A 15,634-nucleotide genomic window follows, 5' to 3' on the forward strand; every position below is an offset into this window, starting at 1 on the left:
CTATCTTGTCTGATGCCTTCTGGTGACTGGAATTCTGCCGTGACACGCCTGCGCTCTGCTATTGGATCATTGGTGCTGGGCACCGGTTTTTTGCTTGGGTTGGCATGGCCCGGACTGGCGTTGGATCAGCTTACGTTCAAAGTGACGGGCGCGTCGCCTGAACTTCGGGACAGTCTGAAATCCGCTTCTTTGCTGGAACAGGCCCACCGGGCGCAGGACGGCACCCCGCGTGAGCTTTTTGCCGCAGCACTGGCCGATTATGGCCGCCTGACCGAGGCCCTCTATGGCGAGGGCTACTATGGTGGCGTGGTCCAGATCCGGGTGGACGGGCGAGAGGCAGCGGATGTCCCGCTTTTCTCCGTGCCCAAACACATCCAGCGCATCGACATACAGATTGACCCCGGCCCGCTGTTTCGGTTCGATAAGGCGGGGGTGTCGCCGCTGGCCCCCGGTCACGCCCTGCCGGAGAATTTTCGCGTGGGCAAGGTGGCGCGGAGCGGCGAGGTGCAGATTGCCCTTGATGGGGCGGCCGAGGCATGGCGCGATGCCGGATATGCCAAGGTCGGGTTGGCAGCCCAGACTTTGAGGGCAAATCACGCCACCAGAAAACTGACTGCCCTCCTAGAGCTTGATCCGGGGCCGAAAGTGCGCTTTGGCGCGTTGGTCCAGCAAAGCGAAAGTGGTGTGCGGGCCGCGCGCATTCAGCGGATTGCCGGCCTGCCGACAGGAGAGGTGTTCTCCCCCGCAACCCTGCGCAAGGTGGCGACGCGTTTGCGGCGCACCGGGGCGTTCGCCTCTGTGTCGCTGAGCGAAGGTGAGGTTCTGCGGGCCGGAAATGTCATGGATATCGGCCTGTCTCTTGTGGATGAAAGACCCCGCCGTTTTGGGGCCGGGGCTGAGTTGTCCACGTTGGATGGTCTGACCCTGACAGGGTTCTGGATGCATCGAAACCTCTTGGGTGGCGCGGAACGTTTCCGGGTGGATGGAGAGGTCAGCGGGATCGGCAGCGTGGATGGTGGGCTGGATTACAAGCTTGGCGCGCGTCTGGACCAACCGGCCACGTTCGGCGCGGATACAAACGGGTATCTGCGCGCCACCCTGTCCTATGAAGATGAACCGGGTTTCATTTCGCGGAAAGTGGAACTGGGGGCAGGTGCCAGCCGGATCTTTTCGGACAGCCTGACAGGAGAGCTGGGGGTTGGGCTGAGCTATGCCGAAACCACTGATTTCAAAGGGGATCGCCGGTTTGTTCTGCTGACCCTTCCGGGGGCGCTGACTTGGGACCGGCGCGACAATGAGTTAAACCCGACCGAAGGCTTTTATCTGCGGGCAGATGCCAAACCTTTCCTGTCGCTCGACGGGGAGGGTGCCGGGCTGTGGGCGCTGACGGATGCCCGCGTGTTTCATGCGTTGGATGCGGAGGCCCGCTATGTGCTGGCCGGCCGGATACAGCTGGGAGGGGTTTTTGCAGGTGCGACGGGCCACATACCACCCGATTTCCTGTTTTATTCCGGCGGGGGCAACTCCGTGCGGGGGCAACCCTATAAATCCTTGGGCGTGACCCGAAATGGGAAAATGACAGGCGGTCAGGGATATCTGGCCCTGTCGGCTGAAATGCGGGCGGAAGTGACGGACAGGATCGGCGTCGTCGGTTTTTTTGATGCGGGTCACGTGGGGGATGACGGGTTTTTCCAAGGGAAAGACAGCTGGCATTCCGGGGCAGGTCTGGGGCTTCGATACCAGACCCCAATCGGCCCGCTGCGACTGGATCTTGGGGTGCCGGTGACAGGGGACACGGGCAACGGGCTGCAACTCTATCTCGGGATTGGACAAGCATTTTGAAGCGCATTCTTCTCATATGGCTGGTGAGCGTGTTGCTGCCCGGTCTGGCATGGGCACAAGATACCCGTTTGCAGTCGGAACTGGATGACCGCGGCTATCTTCAGGCGTTTTTGGAGGACAACCTTTCGGATGTGGGGCGCGATATTCGCATCATCGGCTTTGAAGGAGCGCTGAGTGCCAAAGCCAAGGTGGCCCAGATCACGGTTGCGGATGAAAAGGGGATCTGGCTGACATTGAACGAGGTGGGGCTGGGCTGGAACCGGACCGCAGTTCTGGGAGGGGTGCTGGATATTTCCGAACTTTCCGCCAAGGAAATCCTCCTGACCCGCCGCCCTGTCACAAGTGGGGATACGCCCTCCCCCGAAGCAACCGGGTTTTCCCTGCCGGACCTACCGATTTCAATTGATGTGGAGAAAATTTCAGCCGCGCGGATTGTCATCGGGGCAGAGGTGTTCGGTCAGGCGGCAACCATGTCTTTGCAGGGCGAGGCGCATTTGTCTGGAGGCAGCGGGTCTGCCCGACTTGTGCTGGAGCGCGAAGACGGAGTGTCTGGGAAATTTACACTTGATGGCGCATTCAGCAATGCCTCCCGCGACCTCATGCTGGACCTTGATCTGTCCGAAGCGCCGGATGGGATCGTGGCCAATCTGATCAACCTGCCGGGGCTTCCCTCCGTGGATATGCGTGTAAACGGAAGCGGTCCGTTGACAGATTTTGTGGCCGATATCCAGTTGTCGACTGATGGCGAGGAACGGTTGGCCGGTCAGGTGAAGCTGGGTGAAGATCAAAAGGGCCAGTCACAGTTCACGGTTGAGCTTGCAGGGGATATTGCCCCCGTTTTCCTGCCAGATTACCGCGCGTTTTTCGGAGATGAGATCAGCCTGACCAGCCTGGGGCATCGCCAGGCCAGTGGCGCATTGGTTCTGGAGCAGCTGGCACTATCTACCCGGGCCTTTTCCATGCAGGGGCACGCAGCCCTTTCCCCGGATGGTTGGCCTGATCAGGTTGAGCTGAGCGGGCAGCTTGCAGGGGACGCGGATGGGCGGGTGCTTTTGCCTCTGCCGGGGGAAAAGACCTATGTGAGCGCGGGTGACTTTTCCCTTCAATATGATCGCAGCGAAGGTCAGGACTGGCGCTTTCGGGCGACCTTGGACACGGTGGAGCGGGCGGATGTTTCACTGGAAACGGCTGCAATTGTCGGGCGTGGCCAGCTTGGGCCTGCGACTGCGGGCAAGACGGGATATGCATCCGGTGATTTGTCCCTTACCCTTGCAGGGCTGACCTTTGTTGACCCGGCTCTGACAAAGGCGATCGGGTCAAAGGTGACGGGCAAGCTGCAGATGGACTGGCACGAAGGGGCGCCGGTGGTCCTGTCCGGGCTTGATCTGACCAATGGCATTGCCCGCCTGCAGGGCGAACTGGCTGTCCGGGATTTCGCGTCTGGAATGGTGGTCAAAACCCGCCCGGCGCTCTTGCTCTCGGTTTCTGATCTTGCGCCCTTTGATGAATTGGTCGGGCAGGATCTGCGCGGTGCAGCTGATCTGGTGCTGACCGGGCAGGCCAACCTTCTGGGGGGCGCGTTTGATCTGCGGCTGGTTGGGACCGGAGAGGCGCTTGCCTTGGGACAGCCACGTGTAGACCCGTTATTGGCGGGGCAGACACGGCTGGAAGTCATTGCGGTGCGCGATGCTGAGGGGCTGCGCCTGCAAAAGGCAGATATCGTATCAGACCACGCATCCTTCCATGCCAGTGCTGATCTGAAAACCGGGGCCTCAAAGCTGGATTTCCATGCGGAGGTCAAGGAGGTCAGGGTGGTGGATCCCGGCCTGACTGGTGCCGCCACCCTGTCAGGTACAGCCCTACAGAATCAAGATCGCTGGACGCTGGAGGCCAACGGTGAGGGGCCCGGCGGTGCGACGCTTATGTTCTCCGGCATCGTGGCGATGAAAGATGGAGCGCCAGAGCGTGTCGAGGGGAAGGTGACCGGGCGCATTGCCCGTTTGGCAGACCTGCAGGGGGTGATTGGCCAGCCGGTCTCTGGCGATATTGAAATTGCGGCGCAGGGAAATATGGCGGTGGAAAGTGGCGCGTTTGACGTGTCGCTCGATGGGACCGGGCGCAACCTGTCCATCGGCAATGCCATGCTGGATCCGCTGACCCTCGGGAACAGCCAGCTGTCACTTGCGGCGCACAGAAAGGCCGGGCAACCGATCCTGTTGGATGACCTGCGCCTGACAACGCGCGAAGTGACGCTGACGGCAACCGGGGAAAGTGGCGACGCGGGGCATTTGCTGCGCTTTGACGGGCGGTTGCGTGATCTGGGCCTGTTGGCGGAGGGTGTTTCGGGGCCTGCAGTGGTGCAGGGCACCGCCCATCTGAACGGTTCGGAATGGGAGATCGAGATTGACGGGCAGGGCCCGAACCAGGCGGATATCAAGGCAAGGGGCAGGGTTGCGTCTGATGCGTCGCGGGCCGATCTGGATATCGACGGATCCGTGCACATGGCGCTGCTGAACCCGCTGATCCGGCCGCGCGTGATGACCGGCACGGCTCAGCTGGATCTTTCCTTGTCAGGGCCGCTGGTCCTGTCCTCCCTGACCGGACAGGTGGATGTCGCAAACGGGCAGCTGATCCTGCCGCTTTATAATGTGTCGCTGAATCTGAACCGGGCGCAGGCCCGTCTGGCCAATGGACAGGCGCAGGTGGATGTGCTGGCCGCGGTCCAGTCGGGTGGAACACTGACCGCTCAGGGCAGGTTGGGCCTGTCCGCCCCTTATCAAGCGGATATGCAGATCCGGGCAGATCAGGTGCATCTGAGTGATGGCATTCTTTATGATACGACGGTGAGCGGTAAGGCCGATCTGGCTGGCCCGTTGCGGGGGGGTGCTCAACTGAGCGCCAAACTCACCCTCGGCACAACTGAAATCCGTATTCCAGAGGCGGGTCCAAGTGCTGTGCCGATCATGGCTGATCTGGAGCATGTGAACAGGCCCGCGGCGGTGACACGGACATTGAAAAACGCTGGCATGATATCCGAGCCGGGCGAAGATCAGACCGGTCTGGTGTATCCGCTCGATATTACCATAGACGCCCCGTCCCGGATTTTCGTGCGGGGCCGTGGTCTGGATGCCGAACTGGGGGGGCGGTTGCGCATCACGGGCACCAGTGCGGATGTCATCCCACAGGGACGATTTGAACTGGTGCGGGGGCGGCTGGACATTCTGGGCAAACGTCTGACCCTGACCACGGGGCAGGTCGGGATGCAGGGCAGCTTTGATCCGATGCTGTATTTTGTCGCAAAAAGCCAGACGGATGTGGCGGATGTGTTCATCACCGTCGAGGGGCTGGCATCCGCGCCGGAAGTGCGGTTCTCCTCGGTGCCGGATCGCCCGCAGGATGAAGTGCTGGCCTTGTTGTTGTTTGGCCGGGACATTACCCAGATTTCCCCGCTGCAGGCGCTGCAGATGGCGGCTGCCGTTCGAACCCTCGCAGGGCAGGGGGGGGACGGGGTTGTTGCCAAGCTGCGGGGCTCCTTTGCCCTTGATGATCTGGATGTCGCGACAGATGAAAGCGGCGTGACCAATTTGCGGGTTGGCAAATATATCTCGGACAATATCTATAGCGACGTGGTGGTTGGATCCGATGGCACCAGCGAGGTGAACCTGAACCTGAATATCAGCCCCTCGGTCAAGGCGCGCGGTGGGGTGCGGTCAACCGGCGAAAGCACGCTGGGGATCTTTTTTGAGCGCGATTACTGACGATAGCCCCAGTTCAGTCGGGGCTATCCCATGTCTGACAAGCGAAACGGGCCACCGAAAGGCAGCCCGTTCCATTGGGGAAATCAAGACAGGTCAGCGCAGATCAAACCGGTCTGCATTCATGACCTTGACCCATGCTGCCACGAAGTCTGCGATGAACTTTTCCTCTGCATCCCCCTGCGCGTAAACCTCTGACAGCGCGCGCAGTTGGGAATTGGAGCCGAACACCAGATCAACACGGGTGCCTGTCCATTTTACCTTGCCGGTTGCCCGGTCGCGCCCTTCAAACAGGGTTTCGGTCTTGTCCGTGGCGGACCAGGATGTGGCCATATCCAGCACATTGACAAAGAAGTCATTGGTCAATGCCCCGGGCCGGTCGGTGAAGACGCCATGCGTGGTGCTGCCGCTATGGTTTGCCCCGATCACCCGAAGCCCCCCAACCAGCACGGTCATTTCCGGTGCGCTCAGGGTCAGAAGCTGCGCCCGATCCACCAAAAGCTCTTCGGCAGAGACGGAATAGCGGGCTTTCTGGTAATTGCGGAACCCATCTGCCACTGGCTCCAGCACATCGAAACTGTCCGCATCGGTCTGATCTTCGCGGGCATCCATCCGGCCGGGCGTGAAGGGCACGTCGATTGTGTGGCCCGCCGCATGGGCCGCCTGCTCCACGCCAACAGACCCTGCCAGCACAATCACATCGGCCAGCGAGATCTCCTTGCCGCCGGTGGCGTTCGCGTTGAATGCGCTGCGGATGCCCTCCAGCACCTCAAGGACACGAGACAGGTTTTCCGGTTCATTCACCTCCCAATCTTTCTGAGGGGCCAGACGAATGCGCGCGCCATTGGCGCCGCCGCGCATGTCAGAGCCGCGGAAGGTTGAGGCCGAGGCCCAGGCGGTGGTGACAAGATCGCGGGTGGACAGGCCAGCTTCGGCAATCTTCGCTTTCAGCGCCGCAATATCGGCTGTATCGACCAGCGGATGATCGACCGCTGGAATCGGGTCTTGCCAGATCAGATCCTCTTTCGGCACATCCGTCCCAAGGTAACGTGTTTTCGGTCCCATGTCGCGGTGGGTCAGCTTGAACCAGGCTCGCGCAAACGCATCGGCAAAGGCCTTGGGATCCGCGAGGAACCGCCGGGCAATCGGTTCATAAACCGGATCATATCGCAGCGAAAGGTCCGCGGTGGTCATCATCGGGCGATGCTTTTTCGAAGGATCAAATGCGTCTTCAACCATGTCGGCGTCGTCCACATCCTTGGCCAGCCACATATTGGCCCCGGCCGGGCTTTTCACCAGCTCCCAGTCGTATTTGAACAGAACGTCAAGATAGCCCATGTCCCAGGTGGTGGGTTTGGGCTTCCACGCGCCTTCGATGCCGGATCCGATCGCGTCACCCGCCTTTCCGGAGCCATGGCTGCTGGTCCAGCCCAGCCCCATTTCCTGCAGGCTGGCAGCCTCGGGTTCCGGCCCGACAAGGGCCGCATCACCCGCCCCATGGGCCTTGCCGAATGTGTGCCCCCCCGCAATCAGGGCGACGGTTTCTTCGTCATTCATCGCCATGCGGCCAAAGGTGTCGCGCACGTCAAAGCCAGAGGCCACGGGGTCGGGATTGCCGTTTGGTCCCTCCGGGTTCACGTAGATCAGCCCCATTTGCACAGCAGCCAGCGGGTTTTCCAGATCGCGGTCACCAGAATAGCGCTCATCGGCAAGCCACTCACCTTCGGCACCCCAATAGATATCTTCTTCCGGTTCCCAGATATCCGCGCGGCCACCGCCAAACCCGAAGGGTTTCAGCCCCATGGAGTCAATGGCCACATTGCCTGCCAGAATGAACAGATCTGCCCAGGACAGGGCGTTGCCGTATTTTTGTTTCACCGGCCACAGCAGGCGACGGGCCTTGTCCAGGTTCACATTGTCCGGCCAGCTGTTCAGCGGCGCAAACCGCTGGTTCCCGGTATTGCCCCCGCCGCGCCCGTCGGCAGAACGATAGGTGCCAGCCGCATGCCAGGCCATGCGCACGAAAAGCGGGCCATAATGGCCATAATCGGCGGGCCACCAGTCCTGACTGTCAGTCATCAGGGCGGTTAGATCAGTCTTGACCGCTTCCAGATCCAGCCCTTCAAAGGCTTTGGCATAGTCAAAATCCGTGCCCATCGGGTTCGATTTTGCACTATGCTGATGCAGAATGCGCAGGTTCAGCTGTCCCGGCCACCAATCGCTGTTTGACCGTGTGCCGGTTGAGGTTGCGCCATGGGCCACCGGGCATCCTGTCTTGGCATTTCCGTCCATCATTCTCTCCATTTGTTGACCATGCATTCCGGGCTGAAATTGCCCGTGACAGGATCAGGTTAGGGGGAGAGATTGATAAAGTGAAATTGCCTTTCTCAATCACTGTGATAAGTTTAGATTATGATTGATATCACCCTGAGAAAACTGCGCTATTTCGATGCGCTGGCCCGCACCGGGCATTTTGGGCGCGCAGCTGAAATCTGCGCTGTTTCCCAGCCCGCCCTGTCCGTTCAGATCAAGGAATTGGAGGAGATGCTGGCCACGCCGCTTTTTGAGCGCAGCCCGCGTCACCTGCGCCTGACCCGGTTCGGACAGACCTTTCTGACCCGTGCCCGCGAGATCCTGCGTGCCGTGGATGATCTCGAACAGCTGGCCCGCACCTCGCAGGGGCGGCTGGTGGGGTCCCTGCGTATCGGGGTCATTCCGACCATTGCGCCTTATCTTTTGCCGCGGATCATCCAGCGTCTCAGCACGGAATATGAGGAGGCGGAAATCCATGTGCGGGAAACGCAGACCTCGACCTTGATCAAGGAGCTGAAAGAAGGGCGGATCGACATGGCGATCCTTGCGCTGCCAATTGCCGACCCCGCTTTTGCCGAACTGGCCCTGTTTGATGAGCGTTTTGTCCTCGTGCGCCCCGAAGGCGAGGCCCGAACCCCGGTGCCCAGCCCGGAGAAGCTTCGGGAAATGCGCCTGCTGCTGTTGGAAGAGGGGCATTGTTTTCGCGATCAGGCGCTGTCCTTTTGCAACCTGCCAACTGGTGCGATGGGTGGGGGCCGTGTTGAGTTGCGCGAAATGCTGGATGGCAGTTCCCTTGCCACTTTGGTGCAGATGGTCGGGGCAGGCATTGGCGTGACGCTGATCCCGGAAATGGCGGTATCGGTGGAAACGGCCTCGGCCCCCGTATCGGTGGCGCATTTCCCCGACCCGCAGCCCTCGCGCACGATCGGGATGGTCTGGCGAAAATCCAGCCCGATGGGGCCGATGTTTCATGATATTGCCCAGACCGTGCGGGACTGTGCGCAGTTGGGGTCTTTGCCCGGTCACGAAAGCGGTGCGACTGTGACCTGAGACAGGGAAACATCGAAACGCCGCATGAGACCCCAATGATAGGCGCAGAATACGCGTCTTATGGGCCTGTCGCTATTCCCTTTGCCGGTGCAATGTGGCAATTCTGGCCTCAGCACCCACTCGGATCCGCTCACGTCAAACCCGGATCTTATCACCCTTTGCCCAACCTCTAGAAAGCAAGAGAGTTTTTCATGTCTGCAAAACGCATCGTTCTGTCCAGCGACCACGCAGCCATCGACCTTCGTCAGGCCGTGGCCAAACATATTGCGGAACAAGGTTACGAGGTGGTGGATATTGGCCCGACCACACCCGAAAGCACCCATTATCCGAAACATGGCGCCGCGGCGGCTGAACGTGTTGCGTCCGGAGATTGCGATCTGGGCATCATCTTTTGCGGCACCGGGCAGGGGATCATGATGGCGGCCAACAAAGTGCCGGGCATTCGCTGCGGGGTCTGTTCCGACAGTTTTTCGGCCCGGATGATCCGTCAGCACAACAATGCGCAAATCCTGTCGATCGGGGCGCGTGTTGTCGGTGAGGGTCTGGCCCTTGAGATTGTGGATGCGTTTCTTGGCGCCGAGTTCGAGGGCGGCCGTCATGCCACCCGTGTCGACATGATCGAGGCCCCCGGCGCGGACTGACAGACCCTTCAGCTACGCCATTCAACGGTGAGTGGCGTGGCTTTGCTGTTCTTAAAGGGACCGGGGTTGGCTGTGAGTAATGTCCAGTATCCCCAAGTGCCGGGGCATATTGCGAAAACACAGCAAAAAACCTTGTAAAATAATAGCAAAACTTGACCATCAGGTCACTGTTTCGCCACCATTTGCCCACCAAATTTCCTGTCCGGTTTTCCATCTTTCCCATGGGTATTGGGGAAGGGTGAAGAGCCATGAGTGGGTATTTCTCAGGCGGCCAGTTCATCAGTGTTGACGTGACTTTGCATGACGCTCTGGCGCCGGGCATTGAAATCTCTGGTACCGGGGCGGATCTGGATATTTCGGTCCACCTGTCGGGCGGAAATACAAATCTGAACTACAGTTTGACCAATGGAACGCTGAGCCTGCTGGGCACCGAGCTTGAGAAAGGCGGCTATACCAAGTTTGATCTCGGGAGCAGCCAGATATGGCTCTACCGTGCCGACCTTCTGCGCATTCGAGACGGTATTGGACCCCAAAATCGCTCAGAAATGCTGTTTCACAATCAGGAAGGCTGGAGAGAGGCGGTCGCAGAAATTTGGACCAGTGGTTAAGGTGGCCCTGTACGCACGAAGGGGGTCAAAAGCGGCCACATTTTCGGGTTGTGCGTTTTGAGTTGACATAGCGGGATGATCCGTATGTATGCTCCGATATAGTTTAATTTGGAGCGGACATGGAACAACTTTGGTCAGCGGAGGCCCTGCGGTTACATTGGGTTTTGCAACCCTCAGAGCAGCCGCTGCTGAAGGGGTTGTCTGGTCCGAAGCGGCTTGTGCTCGGATACTACCTGAAGTTTTTCCAACGCCATGCCAGATTTCCTAACCGAATGGATGCTATACCAGAGATTGTTGCTCAGTTCTTGGCGGAGCAGATCGAGTATGACGGTCCACTGCCATCAGATGTGCCAGAGCGCTCGGATCGCCGGTATCGCCGTCTGGTTTCGGACCATTTGCGGCTCCGACGGTTTGATCAAGCCGCTTCAGGCGAGTTTGTGAAATGGCTTGTGGCCGAGGTCTTGCCGAACGCACCGCAGGTGTCCGCGCTTGATGAGCGAATGACGGCGTGGTTTCTGATCAACCGCTTCATCCAACCTGACCAATCGCGTTTGGACAAGCTGGTGGCCCAGTCAGAACGCCGGTTCGATCAGATGCTGTGCGCCAAGATTTCAGGGCGGCTGGTGTTGGCGCACAAACACGCCTTGGATGCTTTGCTGACGACTGATGAGGCCGCATCGCGATTTGCGCAGCTTGCGCGAGGTCCAGGCGGGACAAGCGTACAGGCCGTTCAGGATGCTGTGGTGCGGTTAGAGATGGTGCGTGCCATCGGCCTTCCTGCAGATCTCTTGGACGGTGTCTACCCAGACCATATCGCCAATCTGGCCCGGCGCGCCGCCAGCGAGGATGCTTGGGACATGCGCCGCCGTCCTGAGGTCGTGCGCCATGCCCTGCTGAGTTGCTTTTGCGCAACCAGGGGCACAGATTTGACAGATGATCTGAGCGATTTGGTGATCAGCATCATCCACAAGATCTCTGCGCGCGCTGAGAGTAAGGTGATCAAGGAATACGTTGCCGATTTCCGGAAGGCGGAAAGCAAAGACACGCTTCTGGGCAAGATCGTGCTCGCGGTCGATGGGCAGCCGGACGGTGACATTCCGCAGGTCATCTACCCAGTGGTCCCGCGCGAAACGATCCGTGATCTCGCACAAGCCTACCAGGCGGACACGCCTTCCTTCACGACCCGCGTGCATCACACAATTCGCCGCTCTTATGCGCGGCATTATCGGCGCGTCCTGCCGGTAATCTTGAAAGCGCTGACATTCCGGACCAGCAGTGCCAGTGCGGAGCCGTTGTTAGCCGCCCTTTCTATATTGACCGAGCCATCGGATCGGAAGCCGCAGTTTTACGCTGAGAGTGAGGTGCCGATCGACGGTGTCGTCCGCCCAAAATGGCGCGATATTGTCCTCGAGATGGGCCGTGGGGGCGTGAGCCGCGTCAATCGGATCAACTACGAGATATGCGTCCTGCAAACCCTGCGCGACAAACTGCGGACAAAGGAAATCTGGATAGAGGGCGCGAAGCGATATTGTGATCCGGACCAAGACCTGCCCGCCGATTTTGATGCGCGCCGCGCGCACTACTTTAATCTTCTTAATCAGCCCCAAGACGCGGATCAGTTTGTCCAAGCTTTGCGGGATAACATGAGAACCGCCTTGATCTCCTTCGATCAAAGCTTCCCGGCCAACAAGGATGTCACACTCAAGTCCCGGGGTGGCGGCACGCGCCTGTCTCTACGCCCCTTGAAGCCACAAACTGATCCTGTGGGGCTTGAAGACCTGAAAGCAGAGCTCGGCCGACGGTGGCCGATGACCAGCCTGCTTGATGTGCTGAAGGAAGTTGACCTGCGCACGGAGTTCACGCCGCTGTTCCGTGCGGCGGGATCTCGGCAGACCTTGCCACAGGAAGAGGTCTCCCGGCGCCTCTTGCTGGCCCTGTTTGGGATCGGGACGAATATTGGGCTCAAGGCCATTGCGGCGGGCCCCCATAAGGTCAGCTACAAAGAACTGCTCTACATCCGGCAACGCTTCGTTCACAAAACAGCGCTTCAGGATGCAACCCGGCGGATTGCAGACGCCACCTACCGCATCCGAAGCGCCGATATCTGGGGAGATGCGGGCACGAGTTGTGCCTCGGATTCCACGCAGTTGGCTTCCTGGGACCAGAACCTGATGACAGAGTGGCACCAGCGCTATGGCGGGCGCGGGGTGATGATCTACTGGCATGTTGATAAGCAGGCCACCTGCGTCCACTCACAGATGAAACAAGTCTCGTCTTCAGAGGTCGCTTCCATGATCGAAGGCGTGCTGCACCACGGCACGGACCTGGATATCGACCGCCAGTTTGTTGATACCCACGGGCAAAGTGTCGTGGGGTTCGCCTTTTGCCATCTTCTCGGCTTCGACTTGATGCCGCGCCTGAAGGGTATCGCCAACCAAAAGCTCGCCCGCGCGGACAAGCAAACCGACCATCGCTTCGCAAATATCGAGTCTATTTGCATGGCCCGGCCCATCGACTGGGGTCTGATCGGGCAGCATTACGATGAGATGATCCGCCTTGCGAGCGCCCTCAAGCTGCGGACAGCAGACGCGGAAACCATCCTACGCCGCTTTACACGGGGCCAAACGCACCCGGTGTTCTCGGCGCTGTTGGAATTGGGCAAGGCGGTTAAAACGATCTTTCTGTGCCGGTATCTCGGCAACGCGGAGCTGCGCCGCGAGATCCATTCTGGACTCAATGTTATAGAGCGCTGGAACGGGGTGAACGACTTCATCTTCTACGGCAATGGCAATGAGCTGGTGTCCAATCGTCGTGACGATCATGAAATCTCTGTCCTCAGCCTGCATCTGCTGCAAGCGGCGATGGTCTACGTGAACACCCTTATGATCCAGGAGGTGCTCCGTGAGCACGCCTGGCGCGAAAAAATGACAGACCGAGACATGGCGGCGCTGAACCCACTGCCGCACAGCCACTTCAACCCATACGGCGTCTTCGATCTTGATATGGACACGCGTTTACCTCTCGAAGAGGTGAGGATGGCAGCATGACATGTTCCGAAACTTATAACAAACGGAACGACCTTTTTTGTGCGCAAAATCAGCGCCTTGTAAAATCCGTATATTTGTTCCGTATATGGCGCCTTAAATCCGGGCAAAATCCATGCTGATCGGGTACGCGAGGGTCTCGACGACTGGCCAGAACCTAGAAAGTCAGATCGAACACCTCCAGAGCGAAGGTTGTGACACGATCTTCCAGGAAAAAATCACGGGGTTTGACCGGCGCAGGCCTCAGCTTGAAAAGATGATCGCTTCCCTACAGCCCAGTGATACGTTGGTCGTCACCAGCCTCGACCGTCTGGCCCGATCAACCAGTGATCTCTTCGTGATTACCCAGAAGGTAGAGGCCGTCGGAGCATCATTCCGCTCCCTGCGGGAACCCTGGGCCGACACAACAAGCTCCATGGGAAAGTTCTTACTTACTGTTTTTGCTGGACTTTCTGAACTTGAACGCAACATCATCAATGAACGCACAGAAGAAGGACGGACCTCCGCAAAGAAACGCGGCGTGAAGTTCGGACGCAAGCTGAAGCTGACACCACACCAGCAGGATCAGGTCAGGGCCATGCTCAAAGAGGGAAAATCCATTCGTGCCATCGCGCGCGACTTCAACGTCGGTGTCGCAACAATCGACCGCATCAAGCGCACAACAGCACTCTCATGAAATGTGGCCGTTTTTGAACCCCTTCGTGCGTACGGGGCCAATATCTGCAGGGCCATGTGAACATGTCGGCCAGCACGTTTGAAACACTTCTGGGACTGCGTGAAGATTTCGTGCGCGAGGTGCTCACCGGCCAGGCGCTCTGGGCGCAAATCCTGACCGCGCTGATCGCCACCGGCACTTTGCTGGTCACAGCCCAGGTCATCCTGTCTGTCCTGCGTCTGCGCCACAGCCTGCGCCGCACCCATCCCTACAAACGCATCGGCCGGGTCCGGCTTCTGCTCTCGGACCACAGCCGGGTGGCCTATTCCACCCGTGGTCTACTCGCCCGCTACGTGGTGCTGCCCACCGCACTTCTGCAAGACAGCCGGGACCTGCGCCTGACCGTCGCGCATGAATTGCAGCATTTCCGCCAGCGCGACGTTGAATGCGAGTTTCTGCTGGAAATTCTGCGCCCCCTCACCTTCTGGAACCCGTGCTTTTTCCTCTGGCGCCGTCAGGTGCGTCTGCTGCGCGAATATGCCTGTGATCAGGCCCTGATCGCCCGTCACAGGCTGGAGGCGCGGGCCTATTGCGAATGTTTGATCCGCGCCTGTGCGAAGGCGGCCCGCGAACCGGCGCTGTTTTCCCGCACCACCCCCTCGGTGGCTCTGGTGGACCGGCGCGAAACCCGCAACCGCTCCAGCCTGCGCAACCGTATCCTTGCCGTCGCCGCCACCGAACAGGGTCTCGGGCAGACCCATGGGCCGATCTGGATGGTGCTGACCGGCTGCCTGATCAGCGCGGTGGTGATGACCATGCTGCTGATGCAACGCCCCGGCGACTGGAGCCATGACCGCATCATGCTTTCGACCATCGTCAACCTGGAGCGCATGGCCAACCGGCAATCCACATTTGCCACCCCTTTGGCAGCTCTGCCCGCAGATCACGCGCCACAGTAAAGCGTTTCCAGGTATTGTTGGATCACCGCGATACCTCGAAACGCTTTAACCCGCACGTCGCAACTCCCGCGCGGCCAGGTCTGGATCCGCGGTCAGCCTGAGGGGGTGCGTGTCGCTCATGCGGCGGTTTCCGGGTCAGCCGGGGCGGTTGCCGCAATCCAGTCCTGAATTTGTGCGGCCACTTCCTTCATCTCTTCGGCATCTCGAAACGCCGCGGCTTCAATTGGGTAATATTCATAATCGCTGTGCAGGATCAGAAGGGCTTGCGGCGTCGCAATCACACCGGGCACGTGGCTCCAACGGGTCAGGCTTGTATGCCCCGGATGCTCAAGCGCATAGCCTTCGGGCGACAGCCGGATTTGCGTAATGCCAGATCGTATCGGCGCTTCCAGCATCGCCTTCTGACCTCTGCGGCCATACAACATCAAAAGGCCAATCAATCCACCAATACCGACCACATAGGCAAGGCCACCTCCCAAATTGCCACCAACCACCCCAGCTATTAGGCCAGCTACAGCGCCAACCCCCAGAGCACCTCCGATAAAGCCGATCCATCCTTCCAAGAAGCTACCAGCCCGTGTACGCCTCTGCTTCAGCGCCTTGCAGGCTTTCTTGAAATTGACGTTCTGAAATGTTGATTGGAAAACAAAATCACTCATCTGACCTTCACCCTAAAGCGTTTCAAATTTAATTTGAGACAAGGGTAATTTCGAAACGCCCTCAACATCAACAGGTTCCGCGCGTTTCGCGCAAAGTGATGCCGAAAG

10 protein-coding genes are annotated in these 15,634 nt (G+C 59.3%); 8 read left to right on the forward strand and 2 right to left on the reverse strand.

What is annotated here, in order from left to right:
* The first annotated feature begins 39 nt into the window (after positions 1–39).
* Positions 40–1,842 carry a BamA/TamA family outer membrane protein gene (locus XMD517_RS15325; RefSeq protein WP_173488150.1) on the forward strand — a complete coding sequence of 601 codons (1,803 nt, stop codon included), beginning with the start codon at positions 40–42 and terminating at the stop codon, positions 1,840–1,842.
* On the forward strand, positions 1,839–5,600 hold the full coding sequence (locus XMD517_RS15330; protein WP_173488149.1) for a translocation/assembly module TamB domain-containing protein: 3,762 nt from the start codon (positions 1,839–1,841) through the stop codon (positions 5,598–5,600). The genes XMD517_RS15325 and XMD517_RS15330 overlap by 4 nt, the downstream gene beginning before the upstream one ends.
* Positions 5,601–5,693: 93 nt before the next feature.
* Here the strand turns inward: XMD517_RS15330 and katG are convergent, their stop codons facing one another.
* A complete protein-coding gene (gene katG / locus XMD517_RS15335; RefSeq protein WP_173488207.1) occupies positions 5,694–7,889 on the reverse strand; it encodes a catalase/peroxidase HPI in 2,196 nt (731 codons plus the stop codon).
* A gap of 120 nt (positions 7,890–8,009) precedes the next feature.
* Here katG and XMD517_RS15340 point away from each other — a divergent pair, with 120 nt between their 5' ends.
* From XMD517_RS15340 to XMD517_RS15365, 6 genes are all read left to right on the forward strand, one after another.
* Positions 8,010–8,960 carry a LysR substrate-binding domain-containing protein gene (locus XMD517_RS15340; protein WP_173488148.1) on the forward strand — a complete coding sequence of 317 codons (951 nt, stop codon included), beginning with the start codon at positions 8,010–8,012 and terminating at the stop codon, positions 8,958–8,960.
* 191 nt (positions 8,961–9,151) lie between these two features.
* The gene (gene rpiB, locus XMD517_RS15345; protein ID WP_173485092.1) at positions 9,152–9,601 is read left to right on the forward strand and encodes a ribose 5-phosphate isomerase B; all 450 of its coding nucleotides are present in this window, start codon (positions 9,152–9,154) and stop codon (positions 9,599–9,601) included.
* A gap of 248 nt (positions 9,602–9,849) precedes the next feature.
* Positions 9,850–10,209 (forward strand): hypothetical protein, encoded by a 360-nt coding sequence (locus XMD517_RS15350; RefSeq protein WP_173488147.1) that lies wholly within the window; start codon positions 9,850–9,852, stop codon positions 10,207–10,209.
* Between the two features lie 119 nt (positions 10,210–10,328).
* Positions 10,329–13,256, forward strand: coding sequence for a Tn3 family transposase (locus XMD517_RS15355; protein WP_047998006.1), 2,928 nt, complete (start codon positions 10,329–10,331; stop codon positions 13,254–13,256).
* 112 nt (positions 13,257–13,368) lie between these two features.
* On the forward strand, positions 13,369–13,929 hold the full coding sequence (locus XMD517_RS15360) for a recombinase family protein (protein WP_047998007.1): 561 nt from the start codon (positions 13,369–13,371) through the stop codon (positions 13,927–13,929).
* A 62-nt stretch (positions 13,930–13,991) separates the two neighbouring features.
* On the forward strand, positions 13,992–14,867 hold the full coding sequence (locus tag XMD517_RS15365; protein ID WP_173507562.1) for a M56 family metallopeptidase: 876 nt from the start codon (positions 13,992–13,994) through the stop codon (positions 14,865–14,867).
* Positions 14,868–14,983: 116 nt separating this feature from the next.
* On the opposite strand, the gene XMD517_RS15370 is transcribed toward XMD517_RS15365, so the two are convergent.
* A complete protein-coding gene (locus XMD517_RS15370) occupies positions 14,984–15,526 on the reverse strand; it encodes a YcxB family protein (protein WP_173488333.1) in 543 nt (180 codons plus the stop codon).
* Between the last annotated feature and the right edge of the window lie 108 nt (positions 15,527–15,634).

This window comes from Aliiroseovarius sp. xm-d-517, assembly GCF_013283135.1.
GTDB lineage: Bacteria > Pseudomonadota > Alphaproteobacteria > Rhodobacterales > Rhodobacteraceae > Aliiroseovarius > Aliiroseovarius crassostreae.